This window comes from Janthinobacterium sp. RA13, assembly GCF_000745325.1.
In the GTDB taxonomy this organism is placed as follows: domain Bacteria; phylum Pseudomonadota; class Gammaproteobacteria; order Burkholderiales; family Burkholderiaceae_D; genus Janthinobacterium; species Janthinobacterium rivuli.
This window is the reverse complement of record NZ_JQNP01000001.1, coordinates 699,772-724,376: the sequence shown is the minus strand read 5'-3', so window position 1 is coordinate 724,376 and position 24,605 is coordinate 699,772. Positions and strand designations below refer to the sequence as shown.

Genomic DNA, 24,605 nt, shown 5'->3' with positions numbered 1-24,605 from the left:
GGGAAACCAGGAATCAGCTGAGCAGCACGATGCCGCCCGGCAGGCTGGTCATTTGCGCGCCGTACAGGTCGCGTATCATCGCCAGCGCGCCATCGATTTGCCCGATGGAAAAACGCATGCGCACGAGGCGGCGGCCCAGCTCGGCGTTGCGCAACACCACCCGGCCGGGCCGGTAGCGGTTGATTTCATCGACGACATCGGCCAGCGGCTTGCCGACAAACGACAGCGCGCCCGTGCGCCACGCGCTGGCCTCTTCCACCGGCGCCGCCATGGCCGCCTGCACGCCCCGCTCGTCGTAGACCAGTTGCTGTCCCGCATCGAGGGTGTGGCGGCGCTGCCGCCAGACCACCTCCACGGCGCCCGCCAGGCAGGTGACGCAGACGGCGTCGTCCGTATGGCGCACATTGAAGCGGGCCGACTGCGCCAGCAGGCGCCCCGCGCCCGCCAGCACCGTGACGGGCTGGCGCGCGCCGCTGGCGAGGATTTCCGCCTCGCCGCCCAGCAATTCGATGGACTCGGGCGCGCGCACATCGATGCGCGTCTGCGTATTCATCTGTATCGTCATCTGCTGCGACAGGGCCACTTGCCGCTGCTCGCCCGTGCCCGTGCGGTAGTCGGCGGAGAATTCCTGCAGCGACGGCCAGGCGCCCAGCGGTGGACGCAAAGCCAGCACGGCCACGCCGGCCGCCAGCGCGCCACCGAGAAACGCCCGCCGGCCGGGGCGCGCCGGGAACGCCAGCACGTTTTCCCCCTGCGGCGCGACGGCGGCGCGGGTCAAGGCGGGGTCGAGCGCCTGCCATACTTGTTGAAGCTCGCGCCAGGCGCGCGCATGGCCGGGGCTGCGTGCGCACCAAGCGCGCAAGGCGTCGGCGTCGGCCTGCGTAAAATCGTCGGCACGCAGCCGCGCCCACCAGGCGGCGGCTTCCCGGTCGATGGCCGTGTCGGTATGTTCAAAAACGTCGCGTGGATCGCGGTCAGAAGCAGTCATGGGATTCATCAGTATTTACGCCGGCCCGACACATCGCTGCGCTGGGCGGCATCGGCGCCGGCCATGCACGTTTTACAGTGTTGCATGGCGGCCTGCAATTCTTTCTTGACCATCGCCACGGAAATGCCGAAGCGCTCGGCGATGTCCGCATTGAGCATGCCGTCGATGCGCGCCGCCGTCAGGATGGCGCGGCGGCGCGGCGACAGGCCTGCCAGCGCAGCGTCGAGCGCCTGCACGTCGAGCCGCGCCGAGACGATGCGCGCCGGGTCGCTGATGTCGTCGCCGGCCTCGTCGGCCATGTGCATCAGTTCTTCGCGTTCGCGCTCCGTGACGATGATGCGGTCGCGCCGGTACGCGTCGGTGGCGATATTGGCCGCCATGCGCAGCAGATAGGCGTCGGGATTGTGGACGGGCGCGGCGGCCGGGCCAGGCGCCACCATCGCTTCGAGGCGCAGCCAGGTTTCCTGCAGCGCATCGGCCGCATGGTGCTTGCAGCCGACCACGCGCTCCAGGCGCCAGCGCAGCACGGCGTAGCGCGAACTGAGGTGGCGTTTGAGCTTGGTGCGCAGGTCGGGCATGCTCATGGCGCAAGCCTTGCCGTCGTGCCGGGGCCGCAATCGACTTCGCTGCCCGGCCCCTGCGGCAGCAGCAGGATGGAAACGGGCTGCGGCATCGACGGCAGCGGCGCGGCGCCCACTCTCATGCCCAGCACCAGGCGCGCAATGGCCGTGTCGCGCGCGCGCAAGCCTGTGCTGTCGAGCAGGTGCACGCGGTCCACCACGCCGGCGCGGTTCAGATACAGTTGCAGCGCCAGCCGGTAGCCGCCGGGACGCGTCTGCGCCGCGCGGCACAGCAGTCCCAGCAGCACGTGCTGCAAGCGGCTGACATAGGCCGCATGGTCGCCGCCGCCCTGCGTGGCGCCGGGAATGTCGGCGGCGGCCACGACGGCCGCCTGCGGCAAGTCCGCAGCGGTGGCCGCCGCTGAAGCTGCGGCCGGCGCATACACGATGACAGCTTCCGCATCGGACAGGCGCGATTGCAGGCCCGTGCCTTCCAGCAAGGCTTGCAGGGCCGCGCCGGCCGCATACGCGCCGCGCACGGCGGCCGACTGGCGCTGCGCGTAGCGCTGGTCCATCAGCACGGCGATGCCCGTGCGGCGGCTGTACAGGTCGAGCGCGTCGCCCAGATTTTGCGCGGCAATATCGAATTGCAGCACGGCGCCATCGGCCGGCTGCGCCCGCACCGGTCCCACCGCGGCCAGGAAACCCAGCAAAACCAGGTATCCCGCCAGCGCTAGCACATGGACGGATGCCGGGCTGCCTGTCATATCACTATCGAGTCGCTATCGTGTGAGGGAGAAATGCGTGGAAACAAGGCATTACCAAGTAACAATTCTTGCATCAACTGCAATAGCCTACACACAAAAAATGACGGCTTCGTGACATCAGCGGCGTGCGCAAATTTCGCCATACGGGACGTCGGGCGCGGCGCTTATTTCGGCTACACTGGCTGCTACTCTCCCTTTCAGACGCCTGATGATCGAAAAGAATCTGCCCGAGCTGGTCATGCTGAAGCGCCTCATCGACGAGGGCGGCAGCCACCTGGAAGTAGCCGCGCCCTGCAGCATCGCCATGGATGGGCGCGAGTTTCCCGTGTACACGATTGCGCTGGGCAATCCGAGTCCCGACGTGCCCGTGCTGGGTTTTTTTGGCGGCATCCACGGCCTCGAACGCATCGGCACGCAAGTCATCCTGTCTTTCCTGGAAAGCCTGATCGCCCGCCTGCGCTGGGACGCCACCCTGCACCAGCAGCTGGAAAGCATGCGCCTCGTGTTCATGCCGCTGGTCAATCCGGGCGGTATGTGGCAAGCCACGCGCTGCAATCCGCAGGGCGTCGACCTGATGCGCAACGCGCCATTGAGCGCACGCGAAAAAGTGCCGTTCATGCTCGGTGGACAGCGCTACAGTGCCCGCCTGCCCTGGTACCGCGGCGCGGCCGGGGGGCCGATGGAGGTGGAAAGCCAGGCCGTGTGCGACCTCGTCGAGCGCGAACTGCTGTCGCGCCAGTTCAGCATCGCCCTCGATTGCCATTCCGGCTTCGGCTTACGCGACCGCATCTGGTTTCCCCACGCGCATACCCAGGTGCCAATCGAGCACCTGGCCGAGATCGGCGCGCTGGAAGAGCTGTTCAGCCAGAGCTACCCCAACCACAACTATGTATTCGAGCCGCAAAGCCGCCAATACCGCACGCACGGAGACCTGTGGGACTATCTGTACCTGAACGGCACCAGCTACAGCGGGCGCGTGTTCCTGCCGCTGACCCTGGAAATGGGTTCATGGCGCTGGGTCAAGAAAAACCCGCGCCAGCTGTTCAACCGGGTCAGCATCTTCAACCCCACGGCCGCGCACCGCTTGCAGCGCGTGCTGCGCCGGCACCTCGTGTGGTTCGATTTCCTCATGCGCGCCGCCAGCAGCCACGGCCGCTGGATGCCGGAAGGTTTGCTGCGCAAGGCCCAGCGCCGACGCGCGCTGGCGCAATGGTACGAGTCATGAGCGGCTCGCCCACCTGGATCCTGCTGCGCGGCCTGATGCGCGAACAGCGCCACTGGGGCAGCTTTCCCGCCACCCTGGCGCGCGCCCTGCCCGGCGCCCGCATCGTCACGCCCGACTTGCCCGGCAATGGCGGGCGCCACGCGCAGGACAGCGCCACCCGCGTGGCCGACATGGTGGAAGCCTGCCGCGCAGACTTGCTGGCGCGCGGCATCGCTGCACCGTACCACTTGCTGGCCCTGTCCCTGGGCGGCATGGTGGCCGTGGAATGGGCTAGCCGCTATCCGCAGGAAATCGCCCGGTGCGTGCTGCTCAACACCAGCATGCGGCCATATAGTCCGTTTTACCGGCGCCTGCGCTGGCAAAACTATGGCGCGCTGCTGCGCCAGCTGCTGCTGGGCGACAAAAGTAGCCAGGAAGCGCTGATCCTGCGTCTGACGAGCCAGCGGCATGCTGGCGGCAACCCCGCGCTGCTGGCCGACTGGCTCAGTTTTCAGCAGCAATACCCGGTCAGCCGCCGCAACGCGCTGCGCCAGCTGCTGTCGGCGGCCCGCTACCGCGCCCCGGCAATCCGCCCGGCCATGCCCGTGCTGGTGATGGCCGGCGCGCTGGACCGATTGGTCGACCACCGCTGCTCGCAGCGTCTGGCGCGCGCCTGGCAAGCCGATTGTTTGATCCACGGCGACGCCGGTCACGACCTGCCGCTCGACGAAGGGCAATGGGTGGCGCAATCGGTGGCGCGCTGGCTGGGCGTGGCAGCGGCAGAGCATGACAAGATAAACACGGCACAATCATCATGCAAATATCGGAACATACGGACCAACTGACGGCGCTGGTGGAAGCCGGCGTGCATGAACAGATTTTTCCGGGTGCGGCCTGGTCCGTGGGCAGCGTCGACCACGGCGTGGCAGGCGCGGCCGGGCGGCTCACGCCCGAGGCGTCCAGTGCCGCGATGCAAGTCGACACCTTGTTCGACATCGCGTCGCTGACCAAGATCATCAGCGTCTGGTCGCTGGTCGGCCAGCTGGTGAAGCAGAATCGCCTGGGCCTGGACAGCCGGCTGGCCGACGTACTGCCCGGCACCCAAGGTTATGCGCTGGCGCCCATCACGATTTTCCAGCTGCTGACGCACACGGCCGGCTTGCCGCTGCGCGCCCGCCTGCGCGCCAGCTATGGCGAGGTGTACGACGATATCGTGCGCGGCGTGCTGCGCGAGCCGCTGGAAGGCATGCCAGGCCAGGCTGTCGAATACACGGACCGCGCGGCCCTGATCCTCGGCCTGGTCATCGAGCGGCTGCTGGGCATGCCGCTGGACGTGGCGCTGGCCGAGCATGTGCTGCAACCGCTGGCCATGGCCGCCACGGGCTACGGCCCTGTGACGCCACGGTACGGCCAGCTGGTCGCGCCGACCGAATATTGCGAGCAGGCGGGTGCGCACCTTGCCGGCGTGGTGCATGATTTTTCGGCCCGGCTGCTGGGCGGCGTGTGCGGCATTTCCGGGCTGTTTTCCAACGTACCGGACCTGGAGCGCTTCCTGCGGGCGATGCTGGCGCCGGACGGCAAGGTATTCGACGCCGGCTGGGTGCGCGATTCGCTGACGGTGCGGACGGGCGAGCTGCAGCCGTCGCGCGGCCTGTTCTGGCACCCGGCGGCAGGCACCGGGCCACAAGACGATGTCTGGTGCCACCTGGGCTTTACGGGCACGGCCATGTGGATCAGCCCGAGGCGCGGCCGCTATGCGATGCTGCTGACGAACAAGCTGTATTACACGCGCGAGTTCGACAGGATCAACGACATCCGGCGCGACTTCATGCGCTGCGCATTCGATCTCTGAAGCCACGCCGCTTTTCAGAACAGTCCGATTTTCCGTGGATGCCGAAGTTCCTATACTTCGTCCATCTTAACCTGTCGGGAAAATCGCCATGAGCGCAGCCGTGTATGCCCTTTCATCCACCACGATGAGGCAGCGCCTGCCGGCGCGCCCCTTCACCGTGCCCAGCGACGCGGACGTCATCCATGCCATCCATTCGGGTGACGGGCTGCGTGTCGTCTACCAGCCCCAGTATGACTTGCACAGCCGGCGCGTTGTCAGCGCGGAAGCGCTGCTGCGCTGGGACCATCCACAGCATGGCAGCGTGCCGCCGTCGGTACTCATTCCCATGGTGAACCGGCTCGGCCTGCATCTGCCGCTGTTCGACCTGGTCGTCAAGGAAGTCATCGCCATGTTGCAGCACCTGCGCCGTCAAGGTGGCGACGTGCCCGTTGCCGTCAACGCCTCGATCGATACCGTGTGCACGCCCGGCATGGCCGATCTGCTTGCCACAAAAATGTGGGATGCCTGCCTGCCGACGCGGCTGCTCAAAGTCGAAGTCACCGAAGACTTGCCGGTGCTCGACGAACTGTGCCTGTCGGCTTGCCTCAACACCTTGCGGGCGAAGGGCTTTCCCCTGTCGCTCGACGATTTCGGCGCCGGTTCCGCCACCTTCAACGTCCTGTTCAAGATGCCTTTCGATGAAGTCAAGATCGACGGCGCCTTCATTCGCGACATGGAAACCAACGCCCATTCGCACGCCATCGTCGCCACCCTCATTTCACTGGCACAAAGACTCAATCTCAAGCTGGTGGCCGAAGGCATCGAGAACGAATCGGTGCTGGCGGCCTTGCTGGGCATCGGCTGCCATATCGGCCAGGGCTATGCGCTGGCGCGCCCGATGGAGCGCGAAGAGTTTATCCAGCGTCAACTGACCAAGCCCGTGGCAATGGCAATGACACTGAAGGCGATGTGACATGAGCGACATGAAGCAATTACCGCTGATCTTGACCACCGATGCCATGGCTGCCGGCACAAGCGTCCACACGCACGATGCCGCGGCGCTGGTCGAACGCCTGCTCGCCTACATGGGGCTGCGCAATGATGCCTGCCTGGCGCGCGAACTGGGTGTGCCGCCCTTTGCGATCAGCAAGCTGAGAAGAGGCAATGCCGCGCTCGATACCGACATGCTGATACGCATGCACGAGGCATCGGGCCTGTCCATCGGCGAACTGCGGGCACTCACGGGCTCCAGCCCCTGATCGCTGACGGGCGGCATGGCCGCTCCCCACGCAAAAACGGCGCGCCATCACTGGCGCGCCGTTTTTTTTGTATCGGAGCATGCCCACATGGCGGCATGCTCCAGCCATTGCACAGCTTTATGGCTTTCTCTTTTGCGTGATGCCTGCGGCGGCCAGCTGCGGGCCCTGGCGCGGCGAGCGCGCCGTGAGGAATGCCGGAGGCACCTGCAGATCGAGGCGCTGGACGGCAGCCTCTTGACTCCAGCTGGCGCCGGGAATCGATGCCAGCACTTGCTGGCAAGGCAGCAGATGCTGCGCTTTGGACAGCTGCACGCCATATTCCTGCAAATCCACCGTACTCATGCACGGTGAGGGGCGGCTTTCTCCAGCCACCGGCAGGAAGGCCACGTCGCGCCGTTCCATGCGCTGGCCATTGACGAAAATGTCGACCGTATGCGTGCCGCCCAGCAGTTCGGCGCTGCGTTCATCGGCGGGCGCCGCCTTGGCGTTGATCAATTCCGGTACGCACACGGCATCGGCCTGCTGCAGCTTGCCGCCCTCGCCCTGCATGACAGATGCGGGAATGGCCAAGGTACAACGTTCATGCGCCCTGCCGCCCCAGGAAATCGACAACTGCCGGGTAGTTTCCTGCAGGCGCGCATACAGCTGGCCGCCCTGTCCCACCACGCCCACCGGCAAGCCCTGCTCATCTTTCACTGTGGCGCCAAAGGCCAGCGCCTCGCCGTTCGCCAAGCTCACGTTGAACAGGATCGCGCGGCCCGTGCTGGTGCCATACTTCAAAAATACGACAGCGCCATCGCGCGGTGCCACCTGCTGGCTTGTTTCGCTCAGCTCGACATCCATCGACGTGCCCTGCGGATCAATCGCCACTTCATTCAATTCATACGGACGCAAATAGGGCAGAACCGCATTGCCGCTGGCGTCGAGCCTGAGGCCAGGATAGCCGGCCACCCTGGCGCCGGCGGCACCAGGCGCATGCACGACGGCGATGGTTTCGCCACGCAGCGGCGTCAGGGTCACACCGCCCGGATGGGCCACCACGCTGCCGCTCATGCTGACCGAGGCACTGCTATAGCCGGTACCGCGCCCCACGCTGGCGCCAACCATCGCCTGCGCCCCGGTATACTGGCCGTTGAGGGTGCTGCTGTTGCTGCTGCCATTGCGGCTCACTGATGCGCCATAGCTAAATTGCCGTTCTTCTCCCGCGCTGCCGCTCAGCGTTGCCAGCTGGTCATAGCGGCCATCCGTGTCGCGCGATACCTGCGCCGACATTTGCGGCCTGTACAGACTGTCATTGCCACCCAGCGGCATGCTCAAGGTCAGTTGTATCCTGCTTTCCATGCCGCCATAAGATACCTTGCTGCGATTGGCATTGATGCCGTAGCTCACGCGCCCCACCTGCTTGTTGTAGCTGAGCTGATATTGCAAGTCCTGGCCCGGCCGGTTCCAGTAATTCTGTGCATAACCACTGATGCTGACCTGCCCCCACGCACCCAGGCGCTGGTCGGCGGTCAAGGACACGCGGTTGCGGGGTCTATACTGCATATTGGAATCGTAACCATTGCGTTCGGCGTCGAGTACTTGCGTCGCATTGGCAAAATCCAGATAGCCGCTGGTGGAAAAACGGTAAGCAGCCATCGAGAAATTACTGCCGGTGCTCAAGACATTCTTGCTGTATGACAAGCGCAGACTTTGGCCCTTGGCCGTGTCCGCGGCAAGTTTCGTCTGCGCGTGACTCAGATCGATGGATACGGCACCTATCGGTAATGCAAAGGCCACGCCGCCGAGCAGGGACAAATAGTCCTCACTGGCCTGCAAGCCACCGTAACCGGTCAGGCTATTATTCAAACCATACTGCAAAGTGCCCTGCAGGACGCGCGCCTGCTTGCTCAAGAAATTATTGCGCGTTACGCCAGCCGCCGCGCCGAAGCGCAGCGAACCCGGACGCAGCAACTGGCTGACGGCCGCATACGGCACGACAAAGCGCTGTTCGCTACCGTCCGCTTCGGACACCGTCACGTTCAAGTCGCCACCGTAACCCGTGGCATACATGTCATCGATGACGAAGGCGCCTGGCGCCACCGTCGTTTCAAACAGGAGATTGCCCGCCTGGCGTATGCTCACGCGAGCGTTGGTGCGGGCAATGCCGCGCACCACGGGCGCATAGCCGCGCAAGGAATTGGGTAACATGCGGTCATCGCTGGCCAGTTGCACACCCCGGAAGGACAAGGTATCGAAAATCTCCCCGCTGGTATTCGCATCGCCCAGTGTCAGCTGGCTTTTCAGCGCCGTCATGTCGCGCCGCGCATAGGTATCGAGCACCTGGTAACGACTGCCTCCCTGCTGCTGCCAGCTGAGTGCGCCATTATGGCGAAAACGCCAGCCGCCCATATTGAAGCCGCCGTTGAGACCCAGATAAGCGGAGTCGAATGACGTTCCGCCACTCTTGTTGTGATAGCTGTTAAAGTTGTAGCCCAACATGCCCGAAGTGACACCGCTATCCCACAGTTCCGGGCTGACATAACCGCGCGCATTGCGCCGCAGCGACGCCTGGGGAATGCTGATACTGACCTGCTGAATCTCCGGCAAAAACACGGCCGTGGCATTCGCTATCAATTTGCCCAATTCGACACACTGCCCTTCTGCCAGCAAGGTCATGGCTTCCGGCGACAGCAGTGATATATTCACGCCCAGCAATTCAAGCAGTTTGCGCGATATGCACACCACGGGATTACTGCCGTCATCGTTGGCATTGATGCGGATATCCTGGCGATTTCTCAGCTCGCCGTTGAGAGCGATATCGGCGCGGTACGTGCCCGGCAAGACAGGATTGCCTTTTTGATAAATAGCGAGATCCAGGCTGCGCGAGCCTTCCGGCAAGAAAACACTATTAAACTCGACCTGGTCCGCATGCGCAGCTGTTACGGTCAAAGCACATGAACTGAACGCCACCGCCTTGAGCATACTGCCAACAAGCGCATTGACGCCTGGACTTGGCCTTGCTTGAGGATAATAGAAGACGTGGCGATGATTATTCATGATTCAAACCTTAAGGAGCGGGCCGCGCGGCCGGCGCAGAAAGGCTACGCCGTGCCGGCATCGGGACACCGTAATCATTGATGGCGCTAAACTCCACCTGTGCGCCTGCGGCAGGCAAGGCCTTCAGGGAGGGCAGCGCAAATTGTTTCGTCTCGCCTGGCGCCACCATGCCGCCATCACTCTCGCTGCGCTGGGCGCCGGCCACCAGCGACAGCGACGCCACCGACACGTGAAAGGCGGACGGGTTGTATGCTTCCAGGGCAAAGCCCTTGCCACTGCTGGCAGAAACGGCACGCCATTGCACTTGTTCGATCGCGTCGACAGGATTGCCAGCGAGCCCCTCGGGGCGATAAAAAATCTTGATGCGTGAGCGGAACGCCATCTGCAGGCTGTTCACATCGGCGTCTTGCGACTTGGGCGGGATCTCCAGCATATTCAGCCAGAACACCGATTCTTTCGTTGCCGGCAGGGCCGGACCGACAAATATCAGGCGCAGGCTCTGGCCCTTGCCCGGATCGATGCGGGCCAGCGGCGGCGTCAGCACAAAAGGCACTTTGGCCGCCGCCGGCGTCGATGCGACATCGCCAGCATCGACCCACGCCTGCACCAGCGCCGGCACTGCGCCATCGTTATTGAGCTTGACCGTGATTTCCTTTTGCTTCGCCGGATAAATCTGCCGCGTGCCCGTGATCACTACGCTGGCCATTGAGGAAGAACAAAACAACAAGGCGAGACTGAGCAACAACGAACTTTGCAATGAATGATAGGGGAGCATGGAAGACCTCAGAATGTAGACCGGAAGCGCGTCCCGCCTATGCGGCGAGGACGTGCTTCCCTGGCGAGTGGATTACTCGTAAGTGATGGAGTAGGTAACGGCACCCTTCACCAGACCGGCAGCGGCAACGCCGGTGGAAATATATTGCACGGCATACGGCAGAACCGCACCGCCGCTAGCATCTTTCGTGACCTTGCTGGTATTCGCAACTTGCGAGAAATCACCAGCCTTGATCACCTGACCGTTATTGGCATCGACCAGCTGCAGCTGAACATTCTGGGCACCATCTACGCTCTTGTCGTTATTTCTCAGATTATGGGTCAGTGGATCAACGTTGGCACCCGCTTCGAAAAATGCGGCGGCCTTGGTGGTCGTACCGCTACAAGCACTCAGCGTAATGTTAAAACCTGTCTGACCTGCAATGGTGCCAGCCGTTTTCAGCTGGGCAGCCGAGACTTTCGGCAATGTCACGGTCGCAGCAGCAGGGCCAACCGTGCCGTTAACATTCACGGTACAAGTCGAATCGAGCAGTTGGCCTTCAAAATTGATCGTGCCATCGGAAGCGAAAGCGGATTGGCTTACAGCGGCGGCCAGCAGAACGGCGAGGATACGGACTTGGGATTTCATTGAGACTACTCCTGAAAGATAAAGGTAAATGCGCACCAGTTAATGTAGGAACGCGGCTGTTGTTGCAGATACGTACTTTACATAGCCGCGGTAGTTGTCGATATGAGAATGGTCTTAAAAATCCGCGCCGCCGGATAAGACATGTGCAAATAGACGCACGCATCGGCAACAACACGCACAGGATGCAAGCGGCCTGGCAAATTGACGTTGCGGCGTGGATGGAGAAAATGGGGGAGGCAGTGCGGGGATGAAAGCGATGGGAAAGCCTGCAAGGCGGCGCTTGCAGGCAAGGTAAAGGCCTGCCGATCAGCCGGGCGGCACCGCCTGATCGGCAGGCGTCAAGATGCGCTGCGCCAGCCAGACCAGAACGGTCGCCAGCACCAGTGGCAAGACAAGCTGCAATAACACCAGCGTTGTCAAGCCCACCCTCTCTTTCAGATGGGTGAAAAGCACATCCGTGGCAGGAATGCCCAGGTTGAACGCGACATAGAACAAGCCCGCCGCCCGCATGTTCTGCATGGGCGGCACCGATTGGATCAGGGCCGCCAGGATGTTGATATAAAACACGGCGCTCAAGCCAAAGCCCAGGAGGAATGCCAGCAACATGAGGATATCCACGGGCAGATGCCATTCCAACGCTATCAGGCCGCCGATAGCCGCCGTGATGGGGAGCGTGATCAACAGTATTTTCATGGCGCCATGGCGGTCCCCCAGCCAGCCGCCCAGTGGCGATAGCAAGGTTGCACTCATGGCAATGCCGATCACCATCTCTACCGTCCTGAGGGGAAATCCCAGTATCTCGCGCATGTACACGCTATACAGGTAGTCGAAATTACCCGCACTCAATGGCAGGCATACGGCTGCCAGAAACAGCAGCAACGGAGCACGGGACCAGACCGACCCCACCTGGCTCCTGGCTTCAGGACGGATAAAACGCCGCTCGCCGGCGGCGCTGATCTGCTGGAAAAAATGCCAGATCAGGATATACAGCAGGATCAGGATGAGCATGCCCGCCAGGGCGGGCAACAGGGGCAGTTTACCCTGTTCATTGATGGCATGCTGAATGGCGCTGAGTTTGTTCGCGACAATGTTACTGGCCGCGGTAAGGCAAATCATGAGTCCCACGACCAAGGCGCAATGGCGGGGGAAATACGTGGCCCCGATACTGATCCAGGCACAGATATTCATCGTGCATCCGATGCCGCCCAGCAAGCTCCAGCAGCACAGTTCAAATAGCGAGCGGGAAAACATGCCCATCAACGCAGCGACCGCCAGCAACAGGAAGCCCGCCAGCAAGGTTTTCTTGCGCGACAGGGTTTCCGGCAGCAGTGCCAGCACCAGCCCCGTCAACCCCATGCTGATGTAAAAGATCACGGCCGCTATCGGGAAATTGCCAAGCGTCGCGGGCAGGCCGAATGGCAGGGGCTGGGATGCCAACGGCAACTTTGTCGGATCCATGCCGGACAATACCAGGAACAGCAAGGTGGTCGGCAACATCAACGCCAGCATCCCCATGGCCTCTTTTTTATTCTTGTTCATCCTGCGCAACATGATGCTCCTTTCAATTGAAATCAATGCTGACCGCGGCTGCGCCAGGCTGCCACTACGTCCTGCAGAAGCTGGCCGCAACGCGCATCAGCGTGCGCTGCCTCACTGCGCAACAGGCTCTCGAGCTGCCCTGCCGGCTGCACCATCTCCGTCCATTGCATGGCCAGGGCGGCGCCATGCAGGCGATGCGCGGCACGCACCGCACCATCCGGTTCGTGCATGACCATGGCCTGCAGCAACTCGCCCATATCGTTGGCGAACGCTGCGCGCACCTGCGGCATATCGAATACCGCCAGGGTTTCCATCGGCGGCGCATGCAGCGCCAAGGCCACGTCGCACCACAGTTCGACGATATCCTGCAGTTTCGCCAACCGGATCGGCTTGCTCAATATGCCATCCATGCCTGCCTCGAAGCAGCGTTCCGCATGATCCTCGCCCGTCGAAGCGGAAATCGCGATGACCGGACAGCGCGCCTGCTCCAGATCCGCTTCGCGCCTGCGCCATTCGGCCGTCAGGCTGTAGCCGTCGATGTCGGGCAAGTCGCAATCCATCAGTACCAGGTCATATTCGCGCAGCTGGAAACAGGCCAATGCCCTGGCGCCATTCTCGGCAATGTCGGCATCGCAGCCCAGGCTGGCGAGCTGGGCCCGCAACACGGCCTGGTTGGCCGGCACATCCTCAACCACCAGGATCGACAGGCGCTGCGCCGCCGTGCCACCCACCGGGACGGGCCCCGCAACGACCGCGTCTATCGCCGGAGCGGCCCCGGACGCTATCTGTGCAGGCAAGGAAATCAGCATGCGCGTACCCCTGCCCATCTCGCTATCGATGGTGATCGTGCCCTGCATCAATGTCACCAATTCGCGGCAAATGACGAGACCCAGGCCGGTGCCGCCCGAACGCTTGTAGGTACCCTCCACCTGCACATATGGCCGGAACAGGGTCGCCTGCATGGCGGCGGCTATGCCGATGCCCGTATCGGCAACGGCAATTTCCAGCCGCGCCTGCCCCGGCCCGTCGTCCAGCATGGCGATCTGTATCTCGACGCCGCCTGTCGCCGTAAATTTGATGGCGTTCGAGACCAGGTTGTGCAGCACCTGCAACAGCCTGGCCTCGTCCAGCATCAGCAGCGGCACCGCCATGGGCAGCACCACATCAAGCGTAATGCCCTTCTCGCGCGCCCGCAGCTGCTGCAGGGCCACCACGTCGTTGGCCAGGGCCGCGACATCGATGGCATCGAGGCTGAGCGTGAGTTGCCCCGCCTCCAGCTTGGAGACATCGAGCACGTCGTCGAGCAAGCGCAGCAGGATATTTCCGCCGTTGCTGGCCAGGTCGACAAAGTGACGCTGCTCCGCATTCATGGGCGTGGAGCGCAGCAATTCCACGGCGGCCAGCACGGCATTCATGGGCGAGCGGATTTCATGGCTCATCACGGCCAGGAACATGGCCGCCCTGCGCTCGTTGCGCAAGGCACGCCGGTGCGCGCTGTAGGCCTGGTACGCCAGGCCCGCCAGGATCAGCAGCAAGGCGACAGCCAGGCCCACATGTTCGCCAAAGTGGTCCGCGGAGAACAGCATGCCCGAGTGATCATCGCCCGGTGCTCCCAGCCAATCCTGGCGTACCAGCCGGATCTGGGCCGGGGTCATCGCGGCCAGCGACTTGTTCACGATCGATACCAGCAAGGGATCGCTATCGCGCAACGCCATGCGCACGTCGGACGTCATCGCCACGGGCAGTTCCGTAAAATGCAGGTCCGCGCCTTCCTCGCGCATCAATCCCGGCAATAACTGCGCCTTGCTGCCGATGGCGACGTCGGCGCCGCCTTTCGACAGCAGCGCCAGCGCCTGACGCATGGTGGGACTGACAACGATGCGCATGCCGTCGTGGCGTTCACGCAGGAAGGGACCGAACAGGCCAGCTTCCGCGGCCGGCAGCGCCACGGTCTTGCCATCGAATGCGATGCCATCGGCACCAGGTTCACCCTGTTCACGCGTGGCGGCAATAGCCGTGGTCGACAGGTAGGGCAAGCTGTAGCTGATGCCGGGCACCTGCTCCGGCGTGCCGATGCTGCGCACCGCGGGCAGGCAATCGACCCTGCCTTCACGCAGCGCAGCCAGACCGTTGTCCGTGTCGGCCAAGGTCACGATGTCAAAGTCCAGGCCGCTATGCCGTTGAATGACTTTGATGTAATCGGCGGCGATGCCAACCCCGGTCGCGCCGCGCTGGACGATTTCAAATGGTGGCCGGTTTTGCAGCAGGCCCAGCTTCAACACGGGATGCGCGCGCACCCAGGCTTGCTCCGCGGCGTTGAGCGCGTGCGCCCTTTCCTGCCCCTGCGCCGCCATGCAGCAAACGGCCAGCAGGAAAGCGGCGATGCCGGCTCGCCAGCGCCTCATGCTTCGCCTATGGTATGCCTGATCTTGAATAGTTCATTATTCGACGTGACGCCGAGCTTGCGGAAGGCGGTGGTCTTTTGCGAGCTGATGGTCTTGATGCTGCGCTTGAATTTTTCGGCGATTTCCGTCACCGTCATCCCCGCCAGATAACAGCGGATCACCTCGCGCTCGCGCGCCGACAGCGCCGCCCCCAGCAGCAGCGCATCCGCGCCGTCCTCACCCTCTCGCGCATCAAAGGTAGTGCTCGCCTCCGCCACCCGATAGGACATCTCGGCGCTCAGGTACACGGCGCCCGACACCACCTTGCGCAGCGCCTTGACCAGTTCCGACATTTCCTCGCCCTTCCCGGCAAAACCGCGGGCGCCGACGCGCAAGGCTAGCGCCACCGTGGCCGGCTCATGATGCGTGGACAACACGAGGATGGGGCAATCGGGGAATTTGGCCCGCAGCGCACGGATCAACGACACGCCATCGAGTTCGTCCGGACCCAGCGCATAGTCGAGCAAAATGACGTCGGCTGGGGCCGCGAGCAAGCCCGCGATCAGCTCCCGGCTGGTACTGTAGGCGCCCACCACGTCGATATCCGGTTCCGCGCCGAGGCGGGCCACAAGGCCATGCCGCACCACGGCGTGATCGTCGAGCAAGGCAATGCGTAAGCGTTTCATAGGCATGGGCAAGAACCAGACGCTGTATGAAAAAAGTTTCTTTTGATGAGATTACTCCTATTTGTGCCACGACCGCCATACGAGATGCAGTTTATTAACATAGGTGCTCCTGTGCAACAAAAATGCTTCGATTGACCCGCCTTCAGACTCACATCACAATAAAGTTACTTTTATTGCATTAGCGAAGGCACGCATTATTTATTGCTGACGCTGGCGAAAAAGTCGCGCAACTCCAGGGGGCGCGCCAATGCATAGCCTTGCCCCGTGGGGCAGCCAAGCTGGCACAGCGCCTCGATGCATGACGAATCCTCGATACCTTCCGCCACCACTTTCAGATTCATCAACCGTGCCAGATTGACCGTCGCGGTAATCACGGCCTGCGCGGAGGCACTGGTTTTCATGTCGCGCACAAACGCGCCATCGATCTTGACCTCGTCAAAGGACATCCTGGCCAGCAGATTCAGGGTCGATGAACCTTGCCCAAAATCATCGAGCGAAACGGGAAATCCTTTCGCGCGCAGCGTATTGAGCGAGGCGGACAGCAGCAGTTCATCGTCGACCGGCAGATCGCCAGTCAATTCAATTTTCAGCAATTGCGGCGGCACACCAGCCCGCTGCATCTTTTCAGCCAGCCGCTGCGCGAGACCTGGCGTACACACGGTTTCGGCAGAAGCATTCAGGGCGATGGGCAAGGTCACCTGGCGGCTCTTGAGCACCAGCAGGACGTCGATCACGCGCGTCTCGATAAAGCTGAACAACAACAAGTGCAGGCCCAGGCGGTTGACCATGGGAATCAGCACCGATGGCGGCACTTCGCCAACGCCGGGATGATTCCAGCGCAGCAGCGCCTCGGCGCCGATGATGCGCCTGGTACGCAAATCGTACTGCGGCTGCAGCATCACGCGCAGATTCTTGCCTGTCGTCAACGCTTCGATCACATCGGCTTCCGTCGGACCGTCGGACGGCGCAAAACAGGATGCCTCCCGCTTGATCGACGGGACCAGCAGCAAGGCGCGCAAGGCCTCGGCAAACGCGGCATTACCTCCACCGTAGACCATGCCGACATTGATGCCGGCGCGATGCGCCAGCCGGGCATGCGCCAATAATGCCGACACGGACAGGCCGCCGATGCGGGCAACCGCCGGTTTTTCCAGCATCGCCGCGGCTTGCCCTTGCAGCAAATTGAGCAGCGTCGGCTGGCCAACCCACAGCACATGCGGAAAACGCGCCAGCGGATTGGCCGCATCGAGCGTCTTGAGCAAGGTCGGCACCATCAGGCCACCATGTTCGACATCCGCGACGATCACGTCAACCTTCCCTTCGCGCAAAAGCGAGGGAATCAAGCTCAAGGAATTGATACTTTTCACGTCTGCAACATTGATGGCACTCAGCATCGTGCCCAGCCATCGGGCACCACTCTTGTCCGTATCAGGCGTCAAGGTCAGCACGCGCAGGCAATGAAATTCGCTACGCACAGGGGAGCTGATGGTTTTCACGGAAGTTTTCCTTGGGTTAAGACGCATGGGTGAACAAAGAGTGGGAACGCCAGAAAATGACGGGCGGCAAGCCTCTTAATTGCTGTCCTCGTCATCGGGCATGCCGAAACGCGTGCGATGATCGCCCATGCATGCCCGCAGCTCTTGAATACTCAAGCGGCTCACTTCGTGCATGCGTATGAGGATGGCGGCGCTCACTGGCAGCGAACCATGTCTGATTTTGGAAAGGATGGGCGCCGACACCTGCAATTCGCGCCCCAGGGCCGCATCGTTCTTCAAGCCCAGAAAATCGATGAGCACATCGAGCAGATCGGCATTGCGAAAACCGCTTGCGGCATTCAGAGGAAGCCGGTTGCGTAATCCCGTCACGCGTGGGGAATGCTGCTGTATTTGCTTTGTCATAGCCGCTACTTTCAATATGGAAGGTCAGGAACCGGCCGCGCCATGCGCATGGGGGCTGGCGCGAACCGGTGATGACTTGAAGTGTAGCGACAGACTTTCTTGACCGAAATCAGAACAGTCCTAAAATTCCCAGCGAGCATTTAAAGCGGCGGCTTACAGCCGCAGGCTGACGACAATCGCCAGCAGCAGCGCGCCGGCCGCCGCCAATAATGCATTATTGAAACTATGCGACTGCGCATACAGGCTGCCGGCCAGCAAGGGGCCGAGGATCTGTCCGATGCCATACACCACCGTCATGATGGCCATCATGTTGCTGCCGGCCTTGACTGCGGCCCGCTGCGCGGCAGGCATGGCGATGGTCACCGTGCCGACAAACGTGCCGCCGACGAGAATGGCGCTGAGCAGATAACCGGCGGCCGAGGGCGCCAGCACGGGCAAGGCCACGCCCAGCGCCTGCAGCAGCAAATTGAGCCTGAGCACCTGGCGCGTGCCCAGGCGTTCGTGCAGCCGGTGCCACAGGAAACACGAGGGTGCCGCACCGAGGCCGAAAACGGCCCATATGTGGGCGGAATTGAGTCCGGGCAAGGCCGCGCCGACCAGCACGGGCAAATACGTGGCCGTGACGATGTAGCCGAGCCCTGCCAGTCCGTAGATCAGCACCAGCGGCCACGGCGCCACGGGTGCCAACGCCGATGCAGCGGCTGGCAGCGGCGCATCCGGCGTCGTCTGGCCGCTGGCGGCAATCGCGGGCGCGGCCGCCAGCCCCGCCAGCACGGTGACGCCGGCCAGCAGCAGCCACATGTCGGCGCTGTGCCAGCCCAGGTGCGACGCCAGCACCAGCAATTCGGCCGAGACGGCAATGCCGGCGCCCACGCCCGCGTACAGCAGCGGCGCGCCGCGCGCCTGCCGGCGCTGCACCAGCAGCCACAGCGAGGCCGCCACCATGGCCAGGGCGCTGAAGACGCCCGCCACGCCGCGCACCGCCACGATGAGCCAGACGGGCATAGGCAAGGCCAGCACGCCCAGGCAGATGGCCGTGCCGGCCACCGAGCACAGGCACAGCCGGTGCGCGTTGTGCGCCCGCGCGCGCATGGCCAGGATGGCGCCCAGCAAATAACCGGCATAGTTGGCCGAGGCGGCCAGGCTGCCATCGCGCAAACTCAACACGCCTTCCTCCACCATGTGAGGGTAGATGGCCGTGAAGGCGAAGCGGCCAAAACCCATGCCGATGGCGAGAATGGCCGCCGCGGCGATGGCCGCGCGCAGCCTGGCCGGCGCGCTCACGGCGCCTCGCCGAGCTGCGCCAGCAAATGCTGAAAGGCGGGCACGTCGAATCCGGTGCGCCACACCAGCACGGTGTCAATCTGCCCTGCGGGCAAGGTTGTCAAGGTGGCCGGCGCGTCCGACAGCGCCAGCACGCTGGCCGGCAGCAGGGTCACGCAGGCGCCGGCCGCCACGCAGGCGATCATGGTGTGATATGAACTCAGCTCCTGCACCCGCCACTGCGTGCTGCCGGCCACGCCCAGCAGCTCTTCGGCGATGCCGCGGTAGGTGCAGCCCTGCGGAAACGCCGCCAGCGAGCGCGTGCGCACATCCGAGGCGCGGCGCACTTGCCCTTCGCTGGCCGGCAGCAGCAAACACAGTACTTCGCGCCACACGGCTGTCGATGCCAGGCCAAGTTCCTCCAGCGCGCCGGCGCCGCCGAACGCGGGCGGCAAGGCGACGAAGGCGCAGTCGAGCAAGCCCGTGCGCACCTGCTCGATCAGGGGGCGCGACGGCCCCGTGCTCAGCGTCAGGCGCGTGGCCGGATGGCGGGCGTGATACGCGGCCAGCAGGGCCGGCAGCCGGCTGGCCGCCGTGCTTTCCATGCTGCCGACGCGCAAGGTGCCGCCCTCGCGCCCGCCCGTGACGACGTGCCGCGCTTCTTCCGCCAGCGCCAGCAAACGCTGCGCATACTCAAGAAAGCGCTCGCCGGCCGCCGTCAGGGCCATGCGTTTATTGGTGCGCACGAACAGTTCCGCGCCGATATCGGCTTCCAGCTGCTGGATGCGCGTGGTGACGCTGGATGGCGCGCGGCCCAGCCTGGCGGCGGCCTGGGTCACGCTCAGCTCACTGGCGACAGAGCAAAAAATCCGCAATGATTCCGACTCCATCGTATTCTCCATTTGAAAATGATTATGCTATTATATTCTTTAAATACGAATACCGCATAGCCGCCTTAACTTCGTGAAGGAAACACCATGAGCTCCTCCCAAGCCTTTCTCGACCGCCTCGGCTTGCAACTGTCCATCATCCAGGCGCCAATGGCGGGCGTCTCCACGCCGCGCATGGTCGCCGCCGTCTCGAACGCGGGCGGCCTCGGTTCGCTGGCCATCGGCGCCGGCACGGTGGCGCAGGCGCGCCAGGTGATAGCCGACACGCGCGCGCTGACGAACAAGCCCTTCAATGTGAATGTGTTTTGCCATGCGCCGGCCGTGCGGGATGCGCGGCGCGAAGCGGCCTGGCTGGCCCATCTGGCGCCCCTGTTCGCCGAGCTGGGCGCAAGCGTGCCCGTGGAACTCGACGAAATCTACGCAACGTTCATCGGCAATGAGGCGGCATTCGATCTGTTGCTGGAACTGCGCCCCGCCGTCGTCAGCTTCCATTTCGGCTTGCCGACGCCGCAGCAAGTCCAGGCCCTGCGCCAGGCCGGCATCTACACCATGGCCACCGCCACCAATCTGCGCGAGGCGGCCCTGATCGAACAGGCCGGCGTCGACGCCATCGTGGCGCAAGGCGTGGAAGCGGGCGGCCATCGCGGCGTGTTCGACCCGCAAGCGCCGGACGAGCGCCACAGCACCAGCGTGCTGCTGCGCCTGCTGGCGGGCCGCACCGCCCTGCCCCTGATCGCCGCCGGCGGCATCATGGATGGGCGAGGCATTCGCGCCGCGCTGGACCTGGGCGCGGCAGCCGCGCAGCTGGGCACGGCATTCGTGCTATGCCCGGAATCGTCGGCCAATGCCGGCTACCGCGCCAACCTGAAAAGCGAGCGGGCATCGGCCACGCGCCTGACCAGCGTACTCTCGGGCCGCCTCGCGCGCGGCATGGTGAACCGCTTCATCGACTACGGCGAAGCGCCGGGCAGCCCGCCACCAGCCGACTACCCCGTCGCCTACGATGCCGCCAAGCAACTGAACGCGCTGGCCAGCCAGCACGGCAACAGCGAATTCGCCGCGCAATGGGCTGGCCAGGGCGCGCCGCTGGCGCGGGAAATGGGGGCGGAGGAACTGGTGTTGACACTGGCCAGGGAAATGGCGCGCTGATTTCAGCACGCCGCTGACATGCGGGCGGCCAGGACAAGAAAGCCCTTGGTCGCATGCCGTGTTGGCTAGATGCTGCGACCCAATTGCAGTATCCGCTTCAGGCGCGAAACGGACCTTTCAGCGATGTTACGCTTGCCACGAAGTAGCCTTAGAGACAGCCCCAAAGATACATGGATTGTCCCGTGGTGGCGGCTTGCCGTGCGAGCGATTGCAAATCCTTTAATAGCGGCTGCAAATCTGCTGCATCGCAGTCGATCTCTTCAGTTTTTGCCCATTGCTCCGATGCGCTCTCCAACCCGTCCGCATTTGAATTTGCAAGAAGGCTTGTCAACTCGTCCGGAAATCGGTGAAGCCAGGACTCGCCGTCCTCCTCAACGTAAATGTCTTCAGGCATGTGTTTTTCTATATCCCACTCCCTGCTTTCCAAAATGGCCCAAAGAGTACCGATTTCCAGGTCTGTGATGCCATTGAATTGGACCGGATTCAACAAAAGCGCAATTTCCTCGCCTTCGTCAGGCTCTTCAATCCGATTTGCATATCGGATGGCCTCGGCTGGACCGGCGATAAAGAAGTCTGCAATTACTCCCAATGTAGTTCTCCCAGTTTTTTGCACAAGATTGATTGGATATTCAACGACTGCTGCTGGCCGGCTGCCGTCGTTTCACTAACGGGCTAGGCGCCGATCCGGTGGGATTCCCTCAGGTCGTCTTCTGACCGAGCTGTTCGGCAAGCCCGATGAGGATTCCTTCCGGACCACGAATATAGCAGAGCCGGTACATGTTTTCGTACTGGACTACTTCGCCGACCAGCTTCGCGCCGCGTTTGACGAGCCGGACGAGCGTATCGTCGATATTCTCGACGGTAAACATGACGCGCAGGTAGCCGAGCGCGTTCACTGGGGCGTTGCGGTGATCGGCGACCACGGGCGGCGCGAGGAAGCGGGATAACTCCAGACGGCTGTGACCGTCCGGCGTACGCATCATGGCAATCTCGACGCGCATGCCGTGCAGTCCGGTGACCCTATCTGCCCACTCTCCTTCAACCGGGGCGCGCCCTTCGAGAACGAGACCAAGTTCGGTGAAGAATGCAATGGCGGCATCGATGTCTTCTACCACGATGCCGACGTTGTCCATGCGCTTGACTGTCATGTTGCCTCCTGGGTGTCTAACGTAGTGTGCGGTCAGGGAGAACGAACGCCCCGCTACGGCAGCCTGTGCCGGAAAGTCGGCTCGATATTGCGCGCATGCAGCCAACGCACGATGTCTTCCAGGGTGGCGTCCTGCAGCAGCAAGCCCGGCGCAGTCGCGGACGTTGCCACTGGCAATGCGGCGATGGCGGGAGCGGGAGCGGGAGCGGGCACGGCGTCAAGCAGGCCCGCATGGCCCTGCAGCTTGGCCAGCGCCTGCGCGAATTGTCCCGGGGTGATGCTGCGCAAGCTTTCCAGGAAGCCCAGCTGGGCGGCGGGCGGCGGCGGCATGTCCAGGCCCGGCTCATCGACAAAGGCGGCGCCCATGCTGGGGTGGATGAAGGCGGCCCACTTGCCCGTCGGCTGCAGGCACGGCGGCAGCGCCGCCTGTTCCACGTAGTCTGGCGGCACGATGGCGAGGATGTCGGTCGATGCTGGCAGGAAAGTCGAGCGCAGCAATTGGACGAACTGGCGCGCCTGCGCGACGGGTACGGGCGTGGCCAGCGACAGCCACAGCTGGAATGCACTGCCCGAGATGCTGACGGCGGGCGCCGGCAAGTCCAGCTCGTGCTGCACGGCATTGGCGATCATGCACAACGCGCTCCAGTGCGCCTCGCCGCCGCCCTTACCGCCAAACTCCAGCACCAAGGCGCGCGTCAGGCCGCTCCCGGTCACGAGTTGCACCGCCACCGTCTGCTCGCCCGACAGATGGCGCGCCAGCACGGCTGGCGTCAGCGGCTGCGCGCCGCCATCGGCCTCGACGTATTGCTGTTGCTCGTCGAACAGGTACAGGCGGGTGAGTTCGGAAATCAGTTTATGCATGTGCGGCCTCGTAATAACGTTGAGCAAGACTTGTCAACGTGCCCGGATTATAGCCGAGCGCCAGCGTCCATTCCGGCCGCCGTCACGCTGCACGTCAGCACCGGCAGCATGAGCGGCCAGGGCCAGCATGATGCACGAAACAAACCGTTTCGAGGCTTGCGTTCCCCACACTATGTTTCCTCAAGTTAATCATAACTGATCGTAAACGTGGCCGACGCATTTGCCGGACCTGGCGTCACCTTGCTGCCCGTCTGCAAGTAGCGCGCGCGCAGCGGGATGACATAACTGCGTTCGGTGGAGCTCAGGGTCAGGCCACTGTTCTGCAGGCTGGCCAACGGTATCGCGTTAGCGGCCTGGTTTGCTATCTGCAGGCCTATGCCGGCAGCGGCGGGAGGACGCCCGTCGGCAGCGGAGTCGAGGCTCAGCACGCCATTGCCTGCGTTGATGGCCATGCGAACGGGATCGATGCGATAGCGCAGGCTGTTCACTTCACGCGTTCCGCGTGTCCCCGTGCCGCCCGGGGAGCTGCCGCTTTGCGACTCCCAGCTTGCAGCGGTCTTGCTCACTGTTCCATGAAACGCCGGGCAATCATTCAAGCGTATGGAAAAATCCTTCCAGCCGGTGGCGCTGTTGGTCCCGCTAAAATCTTTGGGTGCATACGTGCCCATGGGCACCGAGACATCCGGCGTGCTGCAGGTCTTCGAGACGATCTGGAGACTGCCGGTGATGCCCATCTGGAAGCCCAGCACTCTGGCATCGCCGAAATTGCCGTACAGGCTGACGGTCGGCAATGAGCTGTTTGTCAACACCCCGGGAGTCACGTCTCCCAGTTTGATCAATATCAGTTCAAAATTGGACGGCACCTCGAAAGGAATCAGACAGCGATGGCCCGGCGTACAGGTGCTCGGTTGCGTGGAGGTCCGTCTTGGCAGCACACCGCCCCGACTATTCATGACAACCCCCAACCCCGGAATACTGGTCCTGTAGACTTTATTGGCATACATCCCGCTGGTCCAGGTTGCCAGGCCGAAGCGGGCGTCAACCGTCAGCTCGGTAAACATTTGAAACGGCGCGTACTGGCAATCCGGTGTCACTGCCTGGCCGGAGGCCATTTTGAATGTCTGGCGATACACCTCGGTACCCACCGGCACGTCGCGCCCGACGGTGATCGCCGACACTTGCAAAGGCATGTTGCCTATTGCCGGCTGGATCCCATTTGAATAGGTGCAGTTGACCGCGAAAGCCGAATCGGCTACCGCCCACAGCAGCGCGACGGCCAGACCCGATTTGAGTAAAGAGCCAATATTCATAACGCGACCTTTTATATGTTGATTGGTGCAACTTACTGATGATTCATGACGTAATCATGGCGCTGGCGAGGGCGCCCAGCGGCGCAGCAATTGCTCCGTGGCAGCCCCGAACCAGGAATGTCCGGCGTTCAGATGGAAAGCATCGATGCCCGAAATCGCTCCTGTGTTGTTGCGGATGAAGTGTATGGCCCCCACGGCACATGCCATATAGGAGCACTCCGAAAAGCGGATACATTGCAAAAAATGGCTATGTCACCGTCAGATGTGGGAATGCGCCCAGCGTTGCTTTCAATAATGCTCCGGTGAACGGATACACCGGGCGTCGAGTATCCAGCGCCATAACTGAGCAAACTGCGCGATAAAACTGATCCATCAAGCAAACCCGGCAATACCCGGCAGCGAGCTGGAAAGCCTGGTGCCTGGAACGA

23 protein-coding genes are annotated in these 24,605 nt (G+C 63.0%); 6 read left to right on the top strand and 17 right to left on the bottom strand.

The window, feature by feature from the left end; all coding sequences use genetic code 11:
* Window positions 1–13: 13 nt before the first annotated feature.
* Genes FG13_RS03150 through FG13_RS03140 form a run of 3 tightly spaced genes read right to left on the bottom strand, consistent with a single transcriptional unit; the run spans window position 14 to window position 2,315 of the window.
* Window positions 14–988 carry a FecR family protein gene (locus FG13_RS03150; RefSeq protein WP_051958430.1) on the bottom strand — a complete coding sequence of 325 codons (975 nt, stop codon included), beginning with the start codon at window positions 986–988 and terminating at the stop codon, window positions 14–16.
* 8 nt (window positions 989–996) lie between these two features.
* Window positions 997–1,572 (bottom strand): RNA polymerase sigma factor, encoded by a 576-nt coding sequence (locus FG13_RS03145; protein WP_051958428.1) that lies wholly within the window; start codon window positions 1,570–1,572, stop codon window positions 997–999.
* Window positions 1,569–2,315, bottom strand: coding sequence for a hypothetical protein (locus FG13_RS03140; RefSeq protein WP_152598655.1), 747 nt, complete (start codon window positions 2,313–2,315; stop codon window positions 1,569–1,571). Before FG13_RS03140 ends, FG13_RS03145 begins: the two co-directional genes overlap by 4 nt.
* 208 nt (window positions 2,316–2,523) lie before the next feature.
* On the opposite strand from FG13_RS03140, the gene FG13_RS03135 reads away from it, so the two are divergent.
* The 5 genes from FG13_RS03135 (at window position 2,524) to FG13_RS03115 (ending at window position 6,609) form a co-directional block, all read left to right on the top strand.
* Window positions 2,524–3,540 carry a M14 family zinc carboxypeptidase gene (locus tag FG13_RS03135; RefSeq protein ID WP_035818308.1) on the top strand — a complete coding sequence of 339 codons (1,017 nt, stop codon included), beginning with the start codon at window positions 2,524–2,526 and terminating at the stop codon, window positions 3,538–3,540.
* Entirely contained in the window at window positions 3,537–4,364 is an 828-nt protein-coding gene (locus FG13_RS03130; protein ID WP_051958426.1) for an alpha/beta fold hydrolase, read from the top strand. The genes FG13_RS03135 and FG13_RS03130 overlap by 4 nt, the downstream gene beginning before the upstream one ends.
* Window positions 4,334–5,371 carry a serine hydrolase domain-containing protein gene (locus tag FG13_RS03125; protein ID WP_035818304.1) on the top strand — a complete coding sequence of 346 codons (1,038 nt, stop codon included), beginning with the start codon at window positions 4,334–4,336 and terminating at the stop codon, window positions 5,369–5,371. Before FG13_RS03130 ends, FG13_RS03125 begins: the two co-directional genes overlap by 31 nt.
* An 88-nt stretch (window positions 5,372–5,459) precedes the next feature.
* Window positions 5,460–6,323, top strand: a complete 864-nt coding sequence (locus FG13_RS03120; RefSeq protein WP_081922395.1) for an EAL domain-containing protein — start codon at window positions 5,460–5,462, stop codon at window positions 6,321–6,323.
* A gap of 1 nt (window position 6,324) precedes the next feature.
* Window positions 6,325–6,609, top strand: a complete 285-nt coding sequence (locus tag FG13_RS03115; RefSeq protein ID WP_235211651.1) for a hypothetical protein — start codon at window positions 6,325–6,327, stop codon at window positions 6,607–6,609.
* A gap of 117 nt (window positions 6,610–6,726) precedes the next feature.
* Here FG13_RS03115 and FG13_RS03110 read toward each other — a convergent pair whose 3' ends face one another.
* The 10 genes from FG13_RS03110 to FG13_RS03065 form a co-directional block, all read right to left on the bottom strand.
* Complete coding sequence (locus FG13_RS03110) at window positions 6,727–9,540, bottom strand: fimbria/pilus outer membrane usher protein (protein WP_200880246.1); 2,814 nt, start codon at window positions 9,538–9,540, stop codon at window positions 6,727–6,729.
* 118 nt (window positions 9,541–9,658) lie between these two features.
* Window positions 9,659–10,354 (bottom strand): fimbrial biogenesis chaperone, encoded by a 696-nt coding sequence (locus tag FG13_RS03105; protein ID WP_235211650.1) that lies wholly within the window; start codon window positions 10,352–10,354, stop codon window positions 9,659–9,661.
* 141 nt (window positions 10,355–10,495) lie between these two features.
* Window positions 10,496–11,050: a fimbrial protein gene (locus FG13_RS03100; protein ID WP_035818300.1), complete on the bottom strand. Its 555-nt coding sequence runs from the start codon at window positions 11,048–11,050 to the stop codon at window positions 10,496–10,498.
* A 306-nt stretch (window positions 11,051–11,356) separates the two neighbouring features.
* Entirely contained in the window at window positions 11,357–12,601 is a 1,245-nt protein-coding gene (locus FG13_RS03095) for an MFS transporter (protein ID WP_081922394.1), read from the bottom strand.
* Window positions 12,602–12,621: 20 nt separating this feature from the next.
* Window positions 12,622–14,994: an ATP-binding protein gene (locus FG13_RS03090; RefSeq protein ID WP_051958422.1), complete on the bottom strand. Its 2,373-nt coding sequence runs from the start codon at window positions 14,992–14,994 to the stop codon at window positions 12,622–12,624.
* Window positions 14,991–15,665 carry a response regulator transcription factor gene (locus FG13_RS03085; protein WP_200880245.1) on the bottom strand — a complete coding sequence of 225 codons (675 nt, stop codon included), beginning with the start codon at window positions 15,663–15,665 and terminating at the stop codon, window positions 14,991–14,993. The genes FG13_RS03090 and FG13_RS03085 overlap by 4 nt, the downstream gene beginning before the upstream one ends.
* Before the next feature lie 188 nt (window positions 15,666–15,853).
* The gene (locus FG13_RS03080; RefSeq protein WP_200880244.1) at window positions 15,854–17,155 is read right to left on the bottom strand and encodes an EAL domain-containing protein; all 1,302 of its coding nucleotides are present in this window, start codon (window positions 17,153–17,155) and stop codon (window positions 15,854–15,856) included.
* Window positions 17,156–17,230: 75 nt separating this feature from the next.
* On the bottom strand, window positions 17,231–17,557 hold the full coding sequence (locus FG13_RS03075) for a hypothetical protein (protein ID WP_235211649.1): 327 nt from the start codon (window positions 17,555–17,557) through the stop codon (window positions 17,231–17,233).
* Between the two features lie 153 nt (window positions 17,558–17,710).
* A complete protein-coding gene (locus FG13_RS03070) occupies window positions 17,711–18,841 on the bottom strand; it encodes a YbfB/YjiJ family MFS transporter (RefSeq protein WP_035818292.1) in 1,131 nt (376 codons plus the stop codon).
* Entirely contained in the window at window positions 18,838–19,710 is an 873-nt protein-coding gene (locus tag FG13_RS03065) for a LysR substrate-binding domain-containing protein (protein ID WP_035818289.1), read from the bottom strand. Before FG13_RS03065 ends, FG13_RS03070 begins: the two co-directional genes overlap by 4 nt.
* An 87-nt stretch (window positions 19,711–19,797) precedes the next feature.
* Between FG13_RS03065 and FG13_RS03060 the strand changes: the two genes are divergently transcribed.
* Window positions 19,798–20,859, top strand: coding sequence for an NAD(P)H-dependent flavin oxidoreductase (locus FG13_RS03060; protein ID WP_035818286.1), 1,062 nt, complete (start codon window positions 19,798–19,800; stop codon window positions 20,857–20,859).
* 148 nt (window positions 20,860–21,007) lie between these two features.
* On the opposite strand, the gene FG13_RS03055 is transcribed toward FG13_RS03060, so the two are convergent.
* The 4 genes from FG13_RS03055 to FG13_RS03040 form a co-directional block, all read right to left on the bottom strand.
* On the bottom strand, window positions 21,008–21,448 hold the full coding sequence (locus tag FG13_RS03055) for a hypothetical protein (protein ID WP_035818282.1): 441 nt from the start codon (window positions 21,446–21,448) through the stop codon (window positions 21,008–21,010).
* A gap of 109 nt (window positions 21,449–21,557) precedes the next feature.
* The gene (locus FG13_RS03050; RefSeq protein ID WP_035818280.1) at window positions 21,558–22,007 is read right to left on the bottom strand and encodes a VOC family protein; all 450 of its coding nucleotides are present in this window, start codon (window positions 22,005–22,007) and stop codon (window positions 21,558–21,560) included.
* 53 nt (window positions 22,008–22,060) lie between these two features.
* Complete coding sequence (locus FG13_RS03045; RefSeq protein WP_035818278.1) at window positions 22,061–22,867, bottom strand: TOTE conflict system archaeo-eukaryotic primase domain-containing protein; 807 nt, start codon at window positions 22,865–22,867, stop codon at window positions 22,061–22,063.
* A gap of 185 nt (window positions 22,868–23,052) precedes the next feature.
* The gene (locus FG13_RS03040) at window positions 23,053–24,177 is read right to left on the bottom strand and encodes a fimbrial protein (RefSeq protein WP_035818276.1); all 1,125 of its coding nucleotides are present in this window, start codon (window positions 24,175–24,177) and stop codon (window positions 23,053–23,055) included.
* Between the last annotated feature and the right edge of the window lie 428 nt (window positions 24,178–24,605).

What these genes read in the sequence shown, in the direction of transcription:
- FG13_RS03150 (WP_051958430.1), bottom strand. Translation starts at nt 988, where the DNA reads ATGACTGCTTCTGACCGCGATCCACGCGACGTTTTTGAACATACCGAC.
- FG13_RS03145 (WP_051958428.1), bottom strand. Translation starts at nt 1,572, where the DNA reads ATGAGCATGCCCGACCTGCGCACCAAGCTCAAACGCCACCTCAGTTCG.
- FG13_RS03140 (WP_152598655.1), bottom strand. Translation starts at nt 2,315, where the DNA reads ATGACAGGCAGCCCGGCATCCGTCCATGTGCTAGCGCTGGCGGGATAC.
- FG13_RS03135 (WP_035818308.1), top strand. Translation starts at nt 2,524, where the DNA reads ATGATCGAAAAGAATCTGCCCGAGCTGGTCATGCTGAAGCGCCTCATC.
- FG13_RS03130 (WP_051958426.1), top strand. Translation starts at nt 3,537, where the DNA reads ATGAGCGGCTCGCCCACCTGGATCCTGCTGCGCGGCCTGATGCGCGAA.
- FG13_RS03125 (WP_035818304.1), top strand. Translation starts at nt 4,334, where the DNA reads ATGCAAATATCGGAACATACGGACCAACTGACGGCGCTGGTGGAAGCC.
- FG13_RS03120 (WP_081922395.1), top strand. Translation starts at nt 5,460, where the DNA reads ATGAGCGCAGCCGTGTATGCCCTTTCATCCACCACGATGAGGCAGCGC.
- FG13_RS03115 (WP_235211651.1), top strand. Translation starts at nt 6,325, where the DNA reads ATGAGCGACATGAAGCAATTACCGCTGATCTTGACCACCGATGCCATG.
- FG13_RS03105 (WP_235211650.1), bottom strand. Translation starts at nt 10,354, where the DNA reads ATGGCCAGCGTAGTGATCACGGGCACGCGGCAGATTTATCCGGCGAAG.
- FG13_RS03100 (WP_035818300.1), bottom strand. Translation starts at nt 11,050, where the DNA reads ATGAAATCCCAAGTCCGTATCCTCGCCGTTCTGCTGGCCGCCGCTGTA.
- FG13_RS03095 (WP_081922394.1), bottom strand. Translation starts at nt 12,601, where the DNA reads ATGTTGCGCAGGATGAACAAGAATAAAAAAGAGGCCATGGGGATGCTG.
- FG13_RS03090 (WP_051958422.1), bottom strand. Translation starts at nt 14,994, where the DNA reads ATGAGGCGCTGGCGAGCCGGCATCGCCGCTTTCCTGCTGGCCGTTTGC.
- FG13_RS03085 (WP_200880245.1), bottom strand. Translation starts at nt 15,665, where the DNA reads ATGCCTATGAAACGCTTACGCATTGCCTTGCTCGACGATCACGCCGTG.
- FG13_RS03075 (WP_235211649.1), bottom strand. Translation starts at nt 17,557, where the DNA reads ATGACAAAGCAAATACAGCAGCATTCCCCACGCGTGACGGGATTACGC.
- FG13_RS03065 (WP_035818289.1), bottom strand. Translation starts at nt 19,710, where the DNA reads ATGGAGTCGGAATCATTGCGGATTTTTTGCTCTGTCGCCAGTGAGCTG.
- FG13_RS03060 (WP_035818286.1), top strand. Translation starts at nt 19,798, where the DNA reads ATGAGCTCCTCCCAAGCCTTTCTCGACCGCCTCGGCTTGCAACTGTCC.
- FG13_RS03050 (WP_035818280.1), bottom strand. Translation starts at nt 22,007, where the DNA reads ATGACAGTCAAGCGCATGGACAACGTCGGCATCGTGGTAGAAGACATC.
- FG13_RS03045 (WP_035818278.1), bottom strand. Translation starts at nt 22,867, where the DNA reads ATGCATAAACTGATTTCCGAACTCACCCGCCTGTACCTGTTCGACGAG.
- FG13_RS03040 (WP_035818276.1), bottom strand. Translation starts at nt 24,177, where the DNA reads ATGAATATTGGCTCTTTACTCAAATCGGGTCTGGCCGTCGCGCTGCTG.